The organism is Ekhidna sp. (assembly GCF_965227465.1).
Classification (GTDB): domain Bacteria; phylum Bacteroidota; class Bacteroidia; order Cytophagales; family Cyclobacteriaceae; genus Ekhidna.
The window spans coordinates 1,700,968-1,719,276 of the sequence record NZ_OZ245746.1 but is presented as its reverse complement, the minus strand read 5'-3'; the positions used below and the strand labels follow the sequence as shown (position 1 = coordinate 1,719,276).

Here is an 18,309-nt window from a genome sequence, read left to right as displayed (position 1 = left end):
TTGATCCAATCGGTTTTAATTATCTAAAGGTGCAAAGATGCAGTAACCTTCAACATATTAATTATGAGTAAACCTGACTTTTCAAATTTATCTGCCCTCTTCATCAATTGTACGCTGAAGAAATCTCCACGACAAAGCCATACACAAGGCTTGATGCAAGTATCAATTGATATCATGGAGAAGGAAAATGTGTCCGTTGAATACATGCGATTTGTTGATCATGATGTGCCTTACGGTGTGTATCCTGATATGACTGAACATGGATATGATTCGGATGAATGGCCGGATATTTATGAGAAAGTCAGGGCGGCCGACATCTTAATTATCGGTACTCCCATCTGGTTGGGTGAGAAGTCTTCCGTTGCGACAAAACTGATTGAGCGCCTGTATGGCATGAGCGGAAATCAAAACGATAAAGGCCAGTATATCTATTATGGTAAAGTAGGCGGATGTGTGATTACCGGTAACGAAGACGGAATTAAACACTGCGCAATGAGTATGCTTTATGCACTTCAGCATTTAGGATATTCAATACCCCCGCAAGCTGACTGTGGTTGGATTGGAGAAGCAGGCCCTGGTCCCAGTTACATGGATAAGGAAGCAAATGCGTTTGACAATGCTTTTACTAACAGAAATACCACATTCATGACTTATAACTTACTGCATCTAGCCAAGATGCTGAAAGAGAATAGTGGATATCCGAAGTATGGCAACTCTAGAAAAGACTGGGATGATGGGACAAGGTGGAATTTTGAAAATCCGGAGTATAGATAGCTAATTATAAACTGAACTCGCGATCTTCAATAGCTTGCCGTGATTATTAATTCGAATAATCTTATTGTCAACTTCAATTAGTTTTTCTTCTTTAAATTCTTTGAGCAGTCTTCCAAGACTTTCACGTGCAGTTCCAATAATATTAGCCATGTCTTCACGTGGAAGCATTATGTCCCCGCCCTGCTCGACATATTTTTTATTCAAAATAAGCAGGTAAAGTGCTAATCGTTCTCTTAACGGTTTTTGTGCAAGTATGGTGATTGTATTGACCAATACCCCAAATTCATGACTCATATTTTGAATGAGTAACTGGCTCAAGTGAGGTATCTTTTTAATGAGACTGTTAAAATTTAGTTTACTGATAAAAAGGATTTTGCAATCCTCCAGAGCTTCACAAGAGTCTTCGTAATGTTCATTACAAAGAAGCGCATGATAACCTAACAGATCGCCAGTCTTGTAGATATAAAAAATCTGATCTTTTCCATCCAAACCTGTTTTATAGATTTTAGCTCTACCGTTTTCGATTAAAAAAACTCCTGTTGGAATTCCTCCCTCATAAAAAACTAGCTTATTCCGCTTAAATATCAAAGTATCACCATGAGCAATGAAAAGCTCCTGCTCGCTTTTTGACAGTGATGAGAGAATTCTATTACTCTCAAAATCAAACTTCTTAATGTCTACTTTCATTCAATCGGGTGATTTAAGTTTTTGTAAAATGTAACATTTATCACATTTTGACAATTCTCATGTCCTATTTTTTAAATCTAATCTCTTGTTCTTTTGCTCCGTGATTCGTAGCAAATCCATTATACTCATAACGTCACTGCTTCTCCTTGGAGCAATGACGCTTATTGATACCAGGGACTTTTATTTTGAAAAGGAAGAGCTCGTTGAGAGTCGGGAAGTTGATCGTGAAGAACTCAAAGAAAGTGCCGAAAAAAGCGATTGGATTCAATTTTCAGCAGGTGGCAATGACTTCATCCCCAATGAGATTTGCTATCAGTTACGTCATTTTACAAGCTTTAAATATCAAGGAATTACCGGACACTATTCCTTAATAAGAAGAAGTAACGTTCCATTATTCCTCAAACACTGTTGTCTTAAAATCCACCTAGGATAATCTTATTCTTAAGTCTGAGTCTATCAAGGCTCAATTAGACCTGATTTTTCAGGCAAAATCCCAATTTATTAATTCAGGTTGAGCAATGTATTTAACTCAACTTCAAACTAAAATAAGATGATCAAGCAACGTCTAATCGAATCTTTAAAGCATATAAAAAGAGACGCACTTGCAGGAACTGTAGCAGGTGTCATGGCAGTCCCACTAACAGTTGGCATTTGTTTAATGTCCGAATACCCAATTATGACAGGTTTATATACCGTCATTTTTGCAGGGATAATAAGCTTTATAACCTATTTATTTAAGCCTGGTAACTATACAGGTATGCCAGGAGTGGCAGCCGGATTAGCACCCGCATTGGCGCTGGGTGTACACACATTTGGAATGGAAAATATGCCATTTGTGATCCTACTTACAGCTTTGTTTCAAGCAGTAGTCTGGAAATATCGACTGGAACGATACATTTTAAGAATAGTACCTCACTATCTGGTCGAAGGTTTATTGGCTGGGGTAGGTTTAAAAATAGCTCTCAAGTTTGTTCCATTTCTCTACGACATTGAACATGAAACAGCGACCTGGCTCAATTTCGAGAGAGAAGTGATTATCCTGCTTAGCCTGGTATCATTTGTGTCTTTCGTACTTCTATACAAGTACTACAAAAAGAAGATGCCGGCGCTACCTTATTTTGTTATCATGGCAACAAGCTTTGTATTAAGCTTTTTCATGCCACTACCAATGATCTCGATTGATTCTGTTCCCTTCCATCTTGCATTACCTGTGCCGCATTTTACAGGGTTTAATGAGCAGGAGATCTTTTTCCTGATCTTGAAAATGATCGGTTTCGCAATGATGCTTGGAACCATCGATGTAATTGAGCAAGTGATGAGCAATGTGGCAATTGAGAAAATAGATCCCTTCAATAGAAAGGCTAACTCTAATAATAGCTTGCTCGCAATCTGGATTGCCAATATGGGAGCTACTTTCTTTGGTGGCATGACCAATCTGGACGGCTTAGCAAAGAGTACCACCAACACAGTAGCTGGTGCTGTAACCAAACTATCCAATGTTTTTACATCACTGGTAATTCTATTGGTTGTACTATTTCCAATCATTCTTGAGCATACACCAGAATATGCATTAGGTATCATTATGGTATATTCAGGGTGGAAAATGATTGCCAATATCGCAAATGTCCGATCGGAAGGCAGATATGCATTAATTATGGCGGGTATTTGTGGCTTTCTGGTTTTTGAATTGGGAATCTTCGAAGGCCTTTTGCTACTTCTTTTTGCCCATGCTTTTATTCAATATATTTTCATGAGAAGAACAGGAAAATCCACTCAGGAAGTCATCGAGCTTCTCAAAGATACCTTCAAGCCAGACGCTGATAAAGCCAGAATTGAAAGAGAAGATATGATTGCAGAAGCAAGCGTTCCTACCCTCGATAAATGGGTGAAGGCAATTAACAGTCATGATATAAATGCACTAATGAAGGTTTATAGCGACGATGCGATGATGATCCCTGCCTTTTCTACCAGGATAAGAAGAAACAAAGATCAAATCAAAGACTTATATCGAGACCTTTTTGAAAAACATGATCTCATGGTCGCACCTTATCAGGTTATATCTCAAAAGATTGACGGTTTTAAGGTAGACAGTGGACAGTATAAGATCAAATGGAAATCCGAAGGGTTTGAAGAAACCAATGATCTGAGGTTTTCATTCGTTATCAAAGACGGTCAGATTGTAAGTCACCATTCAAGCATTGAACCTGGAGATGATGTTTCCATTTCACATCCGGAAGCATACGATGATACGTTTGTTGAGTAGAAATAGGGGCATAAGCCCCTATTTTATTTGAATCGAAACTTCATGTACTTGATCTTCTCCCCTTTTTCCGTCCAGATTCGCTCATATTTGGTTTTGATGTCATAGTGATCAGCCAACAGCGGAGAGTTGTAAAGATCGAAAGTGAATTCGTGATCTTTGATGTCAAAATCTGCCAAAACCTGAAGCGTATATTCGAAAAGAGCTGTGTTGTCGGTTTTGAATTTGAACCAACCATCGGGTTTAAGGATCGATCTGTATTTTTCCAGAAAAGATTTATTTGATAATCGATGTTTTTCATCCCGATCCTTAGGTCTGGGGTCAGGGAATGTGAGCCAGATTTCATCCACCTCTTTTTCATCAAACAGGTTATGGATTTCAATAATGTGGGTCCGTAAAAAAGCTACATTATCTAGGCTATTCTTCTGAGCATACTGACTTCCTTTCCAGACACGATCTCCTTTGATGTCTATGCCTATGAAATTTTGGTTGGGACAAATCTCTGCCAGTGAGATGGTATATTCCCCCCATCCGCACGCCAATTCCACTACGATTTCATTATCATTACCAAAGAATTCACTCCACTTTCCGTGAATGGATTCATACAGATCTTTTCCTGGCTCTATGACATTTTTACTTGCCATATTTTCGGAAAACTTCGTTAACTTATTTTTTTTAGCCAATGTACTATCAGTTCAACCAAATACTCACAACAATGAAATCTACTATCCTCCTGCTATTTTGCCTTTTTTCTTTCGCTTCTTTCGCACAGGAAGATGAAGCTGAAGTCGTTAAAGCCATTGATGATTTAACCCTCCGATGGGACAATGAAGCCGAGAAGCTGCAAACTTATGAAGGCTTGGGGAGTTTTTGTGGCCAATCGGTCTATAGAAAACAAATCATTGGTATGCTGGATGAAATTCATCACTACGATACACTTCTTTACGGAATTGTGACCAGAAAATTCTCAAAAAATGGAGACAAGGAAGCCAAAGCTACACTTGATGATATTGAGAGATTGGAGAGTGAGTATACAACTAAGTCATTCAGGAGATTTATTCATCAGGAATGCAATACTTACAACGACATTGAGAAAAACCTGGGAGCTGAAAAAGGTTCTGAATACAAGGAAGAAGTAAAAGTGCTGGAAAGTGAGTTAAAGAAGTATGTTAAGGAGATTACCAAGCAGATCGACTTGATTGATGAGCATGTGCATCACCTGCATTTAGGGGAGGATTAGTTTGTAAAAAAAATGATGCTACCGCTGTGAGTGCAGCATCATTTATTACTTTAATCTAACCTTTCATAGCGGTAATTGATCGTTTCCTGTTCACGATATTCGGTAGCTATAAAGCTATTTTCCGTTAGTTCATTTATATCTACTACGGTAGCACCATCATCGTAAACCAAACCCATATAGTGCTCGCCAACTCCCCACCAACTTGCTTCGAAAAAATCATCGATGGAGTCACAGTCATTGGCCTGATCCATCATTTCATATGCTCCTGCTTTAGTGAAGTTAACAATGTTGTCAGTCATGATTGTTTGAAGACACCCAACATTAATTATACATCATTTGCTACCAATTAGTTAATGCAAAATGGCTATCTGCGATAAATAACTCCTATGGAATATACCCATGGATTTAATGAAGCATCTACTTTGGCGGGTGCCCCTCCCGCATCTCCTGTAATCTCCGTATCAATAAATAGTCTATTTACAGAAAGCGAAGCTCCCCAGGAGTTATTAACCATATAATCAAATCCCCCTCGAATGATAAACCCAAACGCATTATCTGCTTCAATGTCAGAAACATCTCCGTCTTCTGCATCAAGGATGACAGCATACGCAAATCCTCCGCCCAGAAATGGTTGAAAGTCGCCCAATCGATAATGATAAAGACCTGAGATTGCAAACGGAGCATAGGTAACCTCCCCTGCTGTTTGACCTTCCAAATTGTTTTTGCCTTCGGCAGTAGTAGATGGAGGGTATGCAATGACTGTATGAATAGAAATATTAGTATTTACAAAATATCCAATACCAACACCTGGAACTGTCGAATTAGAAAATGAGATATTTTCTCCTGGTAGGTCGCTCCCCCCAATGTTAGTTTCAGTGGATGCCTTACTTAAATCGAAAAAGAATGCGCTTGGTTGAAGGTACCATTTCTGATCAATTGACTCCTGAGCTTCTAAGCTAATACCTATCAGTAGGACAATAGTAAATAACAAAGAATGTTTTTTCATAATATTTTGTATTTAGCGTTTTTAGTTATATATTATTATTCTCTTATAAGATTAATAATTCACTACAATATTTTTTTGATTTTTAGTTATATATTTTCACGTAATATACTTTATTATTAATAACGTATTCAAGTAATTAAAATAAAATGCCTCAACATTCTTGATAAAAGGTTATTAAGTATTTAGATACGATGTAAGGAACACTTAAGCATCTGATAGAGTATTTACATAACGCCAATAAAATATTGTTTAAATTCTGCATATTATACGTTATCAATTATGTATATATACTCCCATTAAGTGCATTTAAATGATTTAAAATGCATAATGTTAAAACATATATTAAATAACGGCGTTATTTGATATAATAATGAACATATAATTGATATAGCTATGAACTACTCACACTTACTAAGTCTTACCAGGTATTTATTTTGTAAAATGTTGCGTCCTTTTTATATATAGGATTTTCAATAATTTAAACAAAATACTTATTAATTCACTTTAGATATCTACTCACTTTCTTATTTAAATTAATAATTGTACTTATTAGCATTCATCTAATAAAACAATTATTTGTCAATATCATTAAAAACCAGTTAAAAATATGGAAAAATCTAAGATCGCAATCGTCGGAATTGGATGTCACGCACCAGGTAACATTAATAGTTCAGATTCTTTTTGGTCACAACTTCTAAATGAAGTGAACGGGGTGATGGAGGTTCCAGGGGATCGATGGAACGTAGAAGAATATTACGACCCGAACCCTAACAAAGCAGGAAAAATTAAAAACAACAAAGGTGGATTTATTGAAAATATTGATGAGTTCGATAATGAATTCTTCAGAATCTTTCCCAAAGAAGCAGAGCGGATTGATCCACAGCAAAGATTGCTACTACAAACCACCTTTGAATCTATGGAAGATGCCGGCGACAAGCTCAATCAATTGAGAAATACAGATACTGCCGTATTCATGAGCACCTTCACTAATGATTATTGGGACATTCAGGTAAGTCAGGAAAGCAGATACGATATTTCTCCCCACACGCCAATGGGCTCTTCGCTCACAGCTATAGCCAATCGGATCTCTTACTTCTACAATCTCAAAGGGCCTAGCGTATCTATTGATACCGCCTGTTCTGGATCGTTGGTGGCTGTTCATCTCGCATGTCAAAGCATATGGAGTGGTAACGCTGAAGCTGCATTTGCAGGTGGTGCTAACCTCATCATCAATCCTGAATCCACAATTATGATGTCCAAAGGCAATTTCCTAAGTCCGGATGGATATTGTAAAGCTTTTGACGAGAAAGCGAATGGCTATGTCAGAAGTGAAGGTATTGGTGTCGTTTATCTCAAGAAACTCGATCAGGCATTGAAGGACAACAATAAGATCTATGGAATTATCAAAGCCACAGTCTGCAACTCTGATGGGCACACCTCCGAAGGTTTCACTGTTCCTAGCGAAAGCTCACAAACGAAAATGCTAAAAGATGCCTATTTACAGGCTGGAATACATCCGGATCGACTTCAGTATATCGAAGCTCATGGTACTGGTACTCCTATCGGTGACCCAATCGAAACCAAATCATTTTCAAATGTTTTTGCAACTGATAAGCGAAAAAATCCTGTCATGATTGGGTCAGTAAAAAGTAATATTGGCCATTTGGAAGGTGCAGCAGGTGTGGCCGGATTGATCAAGCTGGCCCTTTCTATGAAACACAAGAAAATTCCAGGCAATCTTCATTTTAATAAGGTAAATCCAAAGATTGATCTTGAGGGATGGAAGCTCAAAGTCATTAATGAAAATACTGACTGGCCAGAGCAATCAGATACCAGTCCCAGAATTGGTGGAGTCAATTCATTTGGCGCAGGCGGAACGAATGCTCATCTGGTTTTGGAAGAATACATACCTAATGAAAGAGAGCTCAATAGGCCAGTGAAAGAAAACCTCTACCTCTTTCATACAAGTGCCATGACTCAGGAAGCGTTGAAAACCCTGCTTCTTGAGTATAAATCTTACATCAATGAATCAGAGCACGTCCTTCGAGATATTTGTTACAACGCTGGAAAACACCGATCCGATTTAAGATACAGGATAGCAATTGCAGGGAATGATAAAAAAGACATTACCCATAAGATTGATGCTTACCTGGAAGGTAATGTCCTGGCAGGCGTGGAAGTCAATGAGGTAGACAGCCCCCCAAATAAGTTGGCTTTTATATTCACTGGCCAGGGACCTCAATGGTATGCCATGGGTCAGGAACTTATTGCTAAAGAACCTTTATTCCGATCAATCATTCAGGAAATAGAAGGTCATTTTAAACAGATAGCAGGATGGTCTTTGTTGGAGGAGATGAATAAAGACGAGAAAAATACCAGTGTCAATGACACCCGGATTGCTCAACCTGCGATCATGGCGATACAAATAGCCCTAGTAGAATTATGGAAAAAACATGGTGTCGAACCGCAAGGTGTAATTGGTCATTCCATCGGTGAAGTGGCTGCCGCTTACACCGCAGGAGCTCTCACACTCGAACAGGCTGTCCATGTTATTTTTCATAGGAGCCGGGGACAACATGCGGCGACCGGAAAAGGGAAAATGCTAGCCGTAAGCGTCTCTCTTGATGAAGCTAGAGAGCTCATCAAGGATGTGGACGATGTAGTTTCAATTGGAGCAGTCAACGGTTCCAATATGGTGGTGCTCTCAGGAGATGAAGAGCCATTAGCAGATATTTCAGCTGAGCTCGAAGCAAAGGATATCTTCAATAAATTTTTGAGAGTTACTGTCCCCTTTCACTCACATCATATGGAGCCCCTTAAAGATGAGCTAATTGGATCGCTTGAAGGACTCATACCTGATAAAGCTAAAATTGATCTCTATTCAACGGTAACAGGAAGAAAAGAAGATGGTTCTCATTTAGTGAGCGAATACTGGTACGATAATGTACGTGAAACGGTTTACTTCGCTAATGCATTGGAGGAAATGTTAAATGATGGATATGACTTGTTTATAGAGATTGGGCCCCATCCTGCCCTTTCTGCTGGAGCTGAAGAACTATTCGAGAAACGAAATGCCAGTGCAAACATCTTCCCTTCCATCAAAAGAAAAGAGCCTGAGAAACTTCGGTTCCTACAAACATTGGGAGCCATGTATACACTAGGATTGGACCTTAGCTGGGAGTCCATTTATCCGGAGAGCAATCACCTATTTGATTTACCCAGGTATACCTGGGATCGTAAGTCATTCTGGTTCGAGCCAAAAGTCCATAGAGAAAGACGATTGGAAAAGAAACCCCATCCATTGGTTACAGGGTACGATCGATCAGGATTGCATGATACGTCCTATAATTTTAACGTCCTACTGGACAGACGTACTGACCCGTATATAGAAGATCATAAAGTCAACGACGGGATCATATTCCCTGCCACGGGACATCTGGAAATTGCAACAGCGGCGGCAAAACATGCTTTCGGAAAAGATTTTGGTTTTCTTGAAGATGTAAACTTTGAATCGGCGCTGTTTCTACCCGAGGATGGAGAACGGTATGAGGTTAAATTAGAAGTTTATTCAGATGAAGAAAGCTATTGGATCTTAAGTCGTGACACAAATAATCCTGATGCCGAATGGGTCAAACACTCAAACGGGAAAATGAACACACTCGGAGACACATTTACATCTCGGTCTGTCGATTTAAATGAAATCAAAGAACGAGTCAACGACCGACTACCTGTACAGCCTATGTACCTGGAATTGAAAAAAGGCGGGTTACAATATGGTGCCACTTTCAGAGCAATTAAAAACTTATGGGTTGTAAAGGATGAGATTCTGAGTAAAATAGAGGTGCACGAATCATTGAAGTATGAAATCAATGATTACAACCTGCATCCTTGCATTTTAGACGCCTGTCTGCATACCATTTTCGCTGCTAAAATGAATACTGAAGATGAAGAACGAGGTATTTACCTCCCAATCCATATTGATAGATACAAATTCCATAATAAACCAAAATCTGAAACGGTATACAGCTATGTAAAAGTAGCCGAAGCGAGCTCAGACTATTTGAAAGGAGACTTTTGGATCATTGATAAAGATGGTAACACAGTAGCTGAAATTCAAGGATTGAACTGCAAGTACATTAAAGGATCAAGAGCATCGGACGAGGACATGACATACGCAGGAACTTATGAATACCAGTGGGTTGAATCTGAAGAAATGGTACATAAACCAGCTAATTCAAAGATCCTTGTGCTTGAAGAAAAAGGCGCCAACTTTAGTGCGCTTGATGAAAAGTTGCAGGAGCTTGGGAGCTCAGTGGTTCGTGCCGACATACCTGATTATTCAGATCGTGAAGAAGTCAGGCAAACACTTCAAAAAGTCGTGAATAAGCATGAAACACTTCAAAATGTCGTCATTAACCTTCCGCTTCAATACACTGATGAATCAGGCATAGCTGATGAAACTCAGGAGCTATCCTGGAAACTCTTGAATGTATTTAACGCAATCATAGAACTGGAAATACAGTCAACTATTTGGGTCATCAATGAACAAGCAGACCTGATAACCCCACAAGATTCAGTGGTAAATATGATGGCTTCTGTCACCTACGGCCTGAGCAGAGTCACCGTCAATGAGTTTCCAATAGCCAAGATAAAACTCGTTGATTTGGGAGATAGAACGAGTGAGTCCGAAATCCATTCATTAGCCCAACTTATTTCCTCTATCTCTAATGGAGGGGATGAAAGTGATATTGCATTGAGAGGTGAAAAAATCTATGTGAAAAGACTTGATTCGGTATCAAGGGAATCTGCGCAGGAGGAAGCAGCCATCTCTCTACCCGCCAGCGGTAGTTACTATCAGACAATTCTAAAAGAGGAAGGCATCCTAGACTCGATAGGGTTTAGACAAATAGTCCCTTTTGAGATTGGTGATAAAGAGGTAGAAATTGATGTAAAAGCTGCAGGACTTAACTTCAAAGATGTTCTTAACCTGAATGGGCTACTGTCAGAAGAGAGTGTAATTGGTGGACTTGTAGGATCTCAATTAGGTTTGGAGAGCAGTGGGGTTGTTTCAAGAGTTGGTAAATCTGTGAAACATGTACAAAAAGGGGATCGGGTTTTAGCCTTTTCACCAAACTCCTTTGCCGGGAAAGTTGTGACTCCAAGCCATTGTGTAGCCAAACTTCCGGATCATATCTCTTTTGAAGAAGCAGCCACGATCACTCTGGTTTACCTTACAGTTTATCACTGCCTGCTGAATTTAGGGCAAATGGAGCGAGGCGAATCAGTCCTCATTCATTCAGCTACAGGTGGTGTAGGTCTTGCAGCAATTGCTATAGCCAAACATTATGGTGCGAAAATTTATGCTACAGCGGGTACCAAGGAAAAGCGGGATTTTCTAAGGGAACTGGGGGTAAAACACACATATGATAGTCGCTCTTTGAGCTTTTATGATGAGGTCATGAAAGATACCAATGGAAAGGGTGTAGATCTCGTACTAAACTCTCTAAGTGGTAAAGCAATCATCCAAAGTATCAAATGCTTAAAGCCATTTGGTCGCTTCCTGGAAATTGGGAAAGCAGACATTTATGAGGACATGAGTCTTCATCTGAAACGATTTGGGGATAACCTCTCCTACTTCGCTGTGGACATTGACAGGTTGATGGCTCAGCGCCCGGATAAGGCCACCAGGTTACTCCAAAATGTGATGGAGTTGTTTTATGAAAAGAAAGTACAACCACATCCTTATACGTCGTTCAAAATCAATGATATTGGTGATGCTATCGATCATTTTGCCAAAGGCAAACACATTGGCAAAGTAGTGCTTTCGATGGAGGATCAGGAAGTCAAAGCGCTTTCGCCAGAAAAGCTTCGATTCTCCTCAGAAGGTAGCTATATCATCACAGGGGGCGCCAGCGGATTAGGAATTGAGCTGGCCAAATGGATGGTAGATAATGGTGCCAAGCATCTTGCGCTGGTTAGCAGAAGCGGTCCTAAGTCAGCTTATGATAAAGGGTGGATTGAGCAAATGCATAAGCATGGCGCCAATATCATGATAGAAAAGCTAGATCTTTCTTCAGAAAAAGAAGTTAATGATATGGTCAATAGAGTGAATAAAATTGCTCCTCTAGCCGGCATCATCCATGGTGCAGCGGTGCTCGAAGATGCGACCATTCAGAGAATGAGTCGTGAGCTTTTCTCAAAGGTGTTTAAACCCAAAGCGATTGGTGCCTGGAACTTGCATAAGGCAACAGATCAAATAGATTTAGATTTCTTTTTATCGCTTTCATCTATTTCCGCGGTTTTCGGTTTGCCAGGGCAAGCAAATTATTCAGCTGCCAATAACTTTCTGGACAAGCTGGTAGCTTATCGTAAGAGCAAAGGATTGCACGCTCAGAGCATCAATCTAGGCGTATTGGGACAGTTTGCAGGCATGTCTAAAGAAGGAGGTAATGTCTTAAACGTATTGGAAAATCAAGGCTGGATTCCAATGACCATCAATCAGGTAACCAGCAAAATTGAGCGAATTCTCTTGGAAGGCGATCGGGTTCGAATGGCAGCTAACATTGATTGGGGACGTTTTGGGGAGTTCTTTAGCCACCTTAAAAACGATGCTCGTTTTAGGCACTTGCTTACGGATAAAAGCCTGTCAGCAAATATATCGAGAGCCGGCGCAGAATCTCTAAAGGACAAACTGCTTGCAGCCAATGGAGAAGGTAAGGGGATGCTGGCGCTAAATCTGAAGGAAGCCCTGGCCCGGATTTTAGGAACAACTCCGGATAAGTTAGACGAAAACAAATCCATTTCTGCTATAGGTTTAGATTCTCTCATGATGAACCAGTTGCGGAACTGGATTCTACAAAAGCTTGAGTTCAACTATCCTTTGATGAGACTTTCTAAAGGTCCGAGCATCAGAGAGATTGCTGAGCACATCATGGAAAGCTTCCTTTCTTCTGCAAGTGATGAAAAGAGCAATCAGGATGAATCAGGTATTTCTACCGAAGAAGACATTGAGGTGATCAATAACTGGTTCGTGCATAGAAAAGCTGAAAATGATGTATCAGGTAAACTGAAGCTATTCATGTTTCACAGCATGGGAGCTGGAGCATCCATGTTTAACGACTTTATGTACGAAGCACCCAAAGGAACGGATGTCTACGCGGTACAACTTCCTGGTCGTGAAAACAGAAAAGATGAAAAGCTATATACTGATTTTCAAAAACTACTTGATGATCTTGAGGCAGCCATACTTCCTTTATTGGATGGTGATTTTGCCATATACGGACACAGTTTTGGTGGTATTATTGCTTTTGAATTGGCGAGACGGCTTAGAAAGAATCATGGAAAGCGACCTGTTCATTTCTGGAGCTCTGCTACCATGGCACCTCAAATGACTGTGACCTGGAAAAATAGAGACGTTCTGAAACAATCTGCGATCTCTTCTAATTCGGAGCAGAAACTCATTGGTCTTATGACTTACATCGATGATCTGGAGTACGTTAAAAAGATCCTTCCGATCCTGCGACTGGATATGGCTTTATTAATGGATTACGATTATGAGGATGATCATAAATTCGAATTTCCAATCACGGTATTTTCTGCTATTGAGGACGAGGTAACACTCCCCGAAGAAATGGAGCCATGGAAGGACCTCACCGCATCGGCGTTTAGGCAAGAGCTAGTTCACGGTGATCATTGGTTTGTAAGTCGAAACAACTGCTGAACAAGCTGCTACTGGATCTGAAGAAATTTCCTCATCTGCTAATGAGCTATCCGCAGGAATGGAAAACTATATGAAAAAGTTTAATTGGCTTAATTCGACTTCCAAGGAATTAAAAGATGGAGTTTCTAAATTTTCACTTAGAAAAATAGAAGATGATATAGGAGTAGTAAATTAATAGCAGCCCTATAACCCATCAACCTCTGCCACAACAAACGTACTACCGGTTACAAGTATTAAATCATCCGGATGGGCTTGCACTTTTGCCTCTTGAATGGCTTCATTCACATTCTTAAAGCATTTAGCTTCAATGCCATTCATAACTCCCTGAATCGCTAATTCTTCAACTGGAAGCGTTCTTGGCACATTAGATTGTGTCCAGTAGATTTTGGCATCTTTAGGAATGATCGAGAAGATTGATTTTAGATCTTTGTCTTTGACGGTTCCAAAGATCAAATGAAGGTTATTTTGACAAATGTCAGCAACTTGTTTAAGTAGAATATTTAAACCATCTGCATTGTGACTGACGTCAGCTATCAGTAGTGGGTCTTTCTCTATAATCTGAAGTCTGCCTTTCAACCCCGTTAGTTCATTTATATTCTCAATTCCTGCTGATATATGGTTTGAAGATACATCCCAGCCCAATCTTATAAGTTCGTTAATGACTGATTCGATCCCGCCTAGATTTTTCAAAAAGTAATCAGGCACCATTCCCTGAGGTTTGATGTTTGACTTACCTGCTTTTATCAGAACAGCCTCGTTGTTTTCTGAGATTTGTTTAAATATGGGTTCCGTTTCAGGTAGTGTCTCTCCAATAACTACCGGCACATGTTTTTTTATAATTCCAGCTTTCTCAGCAGCTATTTTTTCAAGCGTATCTCCCAATATATCCATGTGATCATAACCAATATTGGTTATCAGACAGACCTCTGGAGTGATTACATTGGTACTGTCAAGTCGACCCCCTAACCCGGTTTCAATTACTGCTATATCCACTTGCTCTCTTTGAAAATAATCAAAGGCCATAGCAACTGTTATCTCAAAAAATGATGGTTGAATATCCTCAATTGTAGATTTGATTCGGCCAACAAAATCAATCACAAATTCCTCAGAAACCTCAATTCCGCTTATTTTGATTCTCTCTGTGAACTTCTTTAAGTGAGGTGAAGTATAAAGCCCCACTTTGTATCCAGCAGTTTGTAAAATAGCAGCTATCCCATGAGCACTTGTTCCTTTTCCGTTGGTACCCGCGATATGTACACTTTTAAATTTTTTATGTGGGTTATCCAGGTGTTCCATCAGTTTGATGGTATTTGTAAGGTCTGCTTTATAGGCCTTTTTTCCCACTCGTTGATACATAGGCAATCGAGTATAGAGGTACTCGAGTGTCTCTTTGTACGTCATATAGATTTAATGATAAACGTGATGGTTCCTGTTGAAACAGGAGCAGTTTTATAATCCGCTGTTTTACTGAAGGTAAGCTTCTCCACTGCCTGTCTGTATTTTCTTTCCACGGATGGTGAAACAGTAGACGTGACCGTTTCAATTTTAATGAGGTAGCCATCCTGATCTACGACAATCTTATAAACGATTTTGCCCGACTCATCTGAAGTGTCATTTGGTTTAGGCTTAAAATCCCAAACCCAGCCTGATAGCGCAAGGTTGGCCCCCTCCGCATCTCCGGTATTGGTTCCCTGACTGCCATAGATTGCACGCTGATCAAGCTCTTTTTCTTCTTCCTTACCCTCAGAAGGATTTTCACTGGTTTCTTCAGCGTCAGTTTCAGAGGGAGTCATAACAGCCCGGCTATCGACGACTTCTTCCACTACCTCTTCCGTGGGAGTAATTTCTTCAGTTTTAGTTTCTTCTACTTGTACCGGGCTTTCGACTTTCGACTTAGGAATCGGTTGTTCGGTCACTTCCTGAGCCTCCGCTTCTGTTTGTTCTTCAGTGGCTTCATTCTCAGAATCATCTATCTCTTCTTCCGTGATTTCTTCCACTTCAGGAGCTTCCTCAGCTGGAGCAGCAGTTGCCGGTGCTCCGGCGGACGTTGTGAAGCCTAACTCAATACCATATTCCGGAATAGGTGGAAATGGTTCTCTCCAAGCTACAATGAAGTAGAACAGAATTAATAGCACCAATTGAACACCCAGAGATGTCAACCATCCTATTCGTTTATTCTTCTCTTCTTTTTTTTCTCGTTCGTCCATCACTCTGGTTTTGTAGCGATCGAAACCTTGGCTTTCATCGAAGTAGCTATACCAGCCACCTCAACTAACCTTTCAACCGGAACCGTAGCATCACAGTGAAGCACTACAATGCCTTCTTTGCCAGCCAGACTAGTTCTTAGTTCACTTTCAAGTGAGTTCCTGGTTACCCTCTTGTTATTAACGAAATAGCTCAACTCTTTGGTAATGGTAACGCTGATCTTTTGCATTACAATCTCTGAAGATTTAGAGGAAGGCAAATTAACCGGAAGTCCTGAAGGTGTAATGAATGAAGCAGTTAGCATAAAGAATATCAAGAGCAGAAAGATGATATCCGTCATGGATGACATGCTAAAACTTGCATTCACCTTATGTTTTGACTTTAAATCCATTACTTCTTAGGTTCTTGTAAAAGATCAATAAAGTCTATAACGTTAGACTCCATGGTATGGATAACCTTCCCAACCTTTGAAACAAGGTAATTGTATCCCAGATATGCAAGAATACCCACAAAAAGGCCTGCAGCTGTCGTGATCATGGCTTCATAGATCCCCGAGGAAAGCAATTTAGGACTTACAGCCCCCTCTTCCTGCGCAATGGCTATAAAAGCCTGGATCATACCTGTAACAGTCCCTAAAAACCCAATCATAGGGGCTGCACCGGAAATGGTGGCGAGTAAATTCAGGTTTTTCTCGAGGCGGTAGATTTCAAGCTTACCTACATTCTCGATGCTTACCTCGATATTCTTAAGGGGATTGCCAATTCTGTTTACCCCCTTTTCAATCATTCTTGCAACCGGGGTGTCTGTTTTCCCGCACAGCATCAAGGCGCCACTGATATCACCTGATATCACCAAAGAACGTATTTGATCTTTGAAAGACTCTGGTGTTTTGGAAGCTGCACTTAATGTTCGGGTGCGCTCTACGAATATATAAATGGCTACCATCCACAGAAGCAGGATGGGTAACATCATATACCCTCCGTTTGTGACTAATTCTAATAAGGAGATTGTCTCCTCCGATTCCAGACCCTCAATTACAGGGTCTTGCATAACACTAGCAAGCATAAGTTCTTCTTAATGAGTTTAAACGAATGGTAAATCCATTCAGAAAGACTGAACGTACTAATTAAAGGATTAGTGCTTTTAGTATTTCAGAATCCAAATATCCTGACCATAATCAGCCTTTAATCCATTCACAGATCGTTGTGCTTCTGCCAGAGATGCATATCCAGAGATAGCTACCCGATGCGTAATAGCATTTCCAAATGGAGGAATTATGGACGGACTTTTTCCTTGGCCTGCTAATTCATTTGCATAATCCACAGCCATATCACCGTCCAGGAAGCTTCCTATCACAATATAGAAGTTTCCGGTTCTTGCGCTCAAAGCATTTACTGTACCAGGATTTGACTGAGGTGCTGGCTTAGGTTGCGTTGCTGCCGGACGTGTATCAGCCGGTGTAGATTTAGGTTGAGTTTCAGCAGGTTTTGTTTCCGGTTGGTTTTCCGAAGCTGTATTATTTTCAGTTGTGGCTTCTTCAGCAGGCTTCTCAACAGGTTTGTTCTCAACAGGCCTTTCCACTTTTTCTGCTACCGGTTGCTCCTCTTCCCCTCCATTAGATTGATACCATAATAAGAATACTGTACCTAAAGACGCAAAAATCAGTATTCCGAACACTACCACTTTAACAAATTTAGATTTGCTTTCAGTGCTCGATGAAGATGCTTGGCTTGACTCAAATTTCGGAACATCAGCTGTCTGTTCTTCTTCGGAATCCATTAGCTCTTTTTCAAACTGAGCAAATTCATCCTCATCCAAAACATCACTATCAAAAACTGAATCAGGGATTTCTTCTCCATCATCGCTATCATCGGAAGCTTCAAAATCATCAAAAGATTCTTCTTCATAAAAATCCTCCACGGTTTCTTCCTCTTTCTTTTCCTCTATATCAGAGTCATCAGGTTCAGGCATATCATCCATATCCATATCCCCAAGGTCTTCATCATCAAGATCTTCCATATCACCTAAATCCGCCATATCACCAAGGTCACCTAAATCTTCTCCCTCTAATGATGCCTCTAACTCCTCATCGCTAATCTGGTCAGGAATTTCTTCCTCATCCATGTCCATAGACTCACCTTCAAAGACAGCATCCATTTCACTCTCGTCATCAGTTGCTTCAGCTTTAGGAGATTCTTCCTCTACTTTCTCAGCTTCGGCTTCTTTTTTTGGTTCATCGACCTGATCGGAATCATCATCGTCATCCAAAGCTTCATAGTCTAACTCTGGAAGGCCGAAATCCTCGTCATCACCAAAAAAATCGTCCTGTTCTTTGTCGTTGTTCTTATCGTCTGTAGCCATAGGTATATTTTATTGACCGAACCAAGATAAAATAAAATTCAATATTAGGAAATATT

Annotated in this window: 14 protein-coding genes; 5 read left to right on the top strand and 9 right to left on the bottom strand. The window is 40.1% G+C overall.

The window, feature by feature from the left end; genetic code table 11:
* Nucleotides 1–63 precede the first annotated feature (63 nt).
* Entirely contained in the window at nucleotides 64–774 is a 711-nt protein-coding gene (locus ACO05G_RS07615; protein WP_421765416.1) for a flavodoxin family protein, read from the top strand.
* Here ACO05G_RS07615 and ACO05G_RS07610 read toward each other — a convergent pair whose 3' ends face one another.
* On the bottom strand, nucleotides 775–1,461 hold the full coding sequence (locus ACO05G_RS07610; RefSeq protein WP_421765415.1) for a Crp/Fnr family transcriptional regulator: 687 nt from the start codon (nucleotides 1,459–1,461) through the stop codon (nucleotides 775–777).
* Nucleotides 1,462–1,561: 100 nt separating this feature from the next.
* Between ACO05G_RS07610 and ACO05G_RS07605 the strand changes: the two genes are divergently transcribed.
* Both ACO05G_RS07605 and ACO05G_RS07600 read left to right on the top strand, forming a co-directional pair.
* A complete protein-coding gene (locus ACO05G_RS07605; RefSeq protein ID WP_421765414.1) occupies nucleotides 1,562–1,894 on the top strand; it encodes a hypothetical protein in 333 nt (110 codons plus the stop codon).
* Nucleotides 1,895–2,011: 117 nt separating this feature from the next.
* Complete coding sequence (locus ACO05G_RS07600) at nucleotides 2,012–3,724, top strand: SulP family inorganic anion transporter (protein ID WP_421765413.1); 1,713 nt, start codon at nucleotides 2,012–2,014, stop codon at nucleotides 3,722–3,724.
* 23 nt (nucleotides 3,725–3,747) lie between these two features.
* Here the strand turns inward: ACO05G_RS07600 and trmB are convergent, their stop codons facing one another.
* On the bottom strand, nucleotides 3,748–4,404 hold the full coding sequence (trmB, locus tag ACO05G_RS07595; protein WP_421765412.1) for a tRNA (guanosine(46)-N7)-methyltransferase TrmB: 657 nt from the start codon (nucleotides 4,402–4,404) through the stop codon (nucleotides 3,748–3,750).
* A 32-nt stretch (nucleotides 4,405–4,436) separates the two neighbouring features.
* Between trmB and ACO05G_RS07590 the strand changes: the two genes are divergently transcribed.
* Nucleotides 4,437–4,961: a hypothetical protein gene (locus tag ACO05G_RS07590; protein ID WP_421765411.1), complete on the top strand. Its 525-nt coding sequence runs from the start codon at nucleotides 4,437–4,439 to the stop codon at nucleotides 4,959–4,961.
* 50 nt (nucleotides 4,962–5,011) lie between these two features.
* On the opposite strand, the gene ACO05G_RS07585 is transcribed toward ACO05G_RS07590, so the two are convergent.
* Nucleotides 5,012–5,260 carry a hypothetical protein gene (locus ACO05G_RS07585; protein ID WP_421765410.1) on the bottom strand — a complete coding sequence of 83 codons (249 nt, stop codon included), beginning with the start codon at nucleotides 5,258–5,260 and terminating at the stop codon, nucleotides 5,012–5,014.
* Nucleotides 5,261–5,325: 65 nt separating this feature from the next.
* Complete coding sequence (locus ACO05G_RS07580; RefSeq protein WP_421765409.1) at nucleotides 5,326–5,967, bottom strand: OmpW/AlkL family protein; 642 nt, start codon at nucleotides 5,965–5,967, stop codon at nucleotides 5,326–5,328.
* Between the two features lie 607 nt (nucleotides 5,968–6,574).
* Here ACO05G_RS07580 and ACO05G_RS07575 point away from each other — a divergent pair.
* The gene (locus ACO05G_RS07575) at nucleotides 6,575–13,687 is read left to right on the top strand and encodes an SDR family NAD(P)-dependent oxidoreductase (protein ID WP_421765408.1); all 7,113 of its coding nucleotides are present in this window, start codon (nucleotides 6,575–6,577) and stop codon (nucleotides 13,685–13,687) included.
* A gap of 183 nt (nucleotides 13,688–13,870) precedes the next feature.
* Here the strand turns inward: ACO05G_RS07575 and ACO05G_RS07570 are convergent, their stop codons facing one another.
* The 5 genes from ACO05G_RS07570 to ACO05G_RS07550 all read right to left on the bottom strand — a co-directional run bounded on the left by ACO05G_RS07570 (nucleotide 13,871) and on the right by ACO05G_RS07550 (nucleotide 18,253).
* Nucleotides 13,871–15,088 (bottom strand): bifunctional folylpolyglutamate synthase/dihydrofolate synthase, encoded by a 1,218-nt coding sequence (locus ACO05G_RS07570; protein WP_421765407.1) that lies wholly within the window; start codon nucleotides 15,086–15,088, stop codon nucleotides 13,871–13,873.
* Nucleotides 15,085–15,894: a hypothetical protein gene (locus ACO05G_RS07565; protein ID WP_421765406.1), complete on the bottom strand. Its 810-nt coding sequence runs from the start codon at nucleotides 15,892–15,894 to the stop codon at nucleotides 15,085–15,087. Before ACO05G_RS07565 ends, ACO05G_RS07570 begins: the two co-directional genes overlap by 4 nt.
* Nucleotides 15,894–16,283: an ExbD/TolR family protein gene (locus tag ACO05G_RS07560; protein ID WP_421765405.1), complete on the bottom strand. Its 390-nt coding sequence runs from the start codon at nucleotides 16,281–16,283 to the stop codon at nucleotides 15,894–15,896. Before ACO05G_RS07560 ends, ACO05G_RS07565 begins: the two co-directional genes overlap by 1 nt.
* The gene (locus ACO05G_RS07555) at nucleotides 16,283–16,957 is read right to left on the bottom strand and encodes a MotA/TolQ/ExbB proton channel family protein (RefSeq protein WP_348282358.1); all 675 of its coding nucleotides are present in this window, start codon (nucleotides 16,955–16,957) and stop codon (nucleotides 16,283–16,285) included. Before ACO05G_RS07555 ends, ACO05G_RS07560 begins: the two co-directional genes overlap by 1 nt.
* Before the next feature lie 78 nt (nucleotides 16,958–17,035).
* Nucleotides 17,036–18,253, bottom strand: coding sequence for an SPOR domain-containing protein (locus ACO05G_RS07550; RefSeq protein WP_421765404.1), 1,218 nt, complete (start codon nucleotides 18,251–18,253; stop codon nucleotides 17,036–17,038).
* Nucleotides 18,254–18,309: the final 56 nt, after the last annotated feature.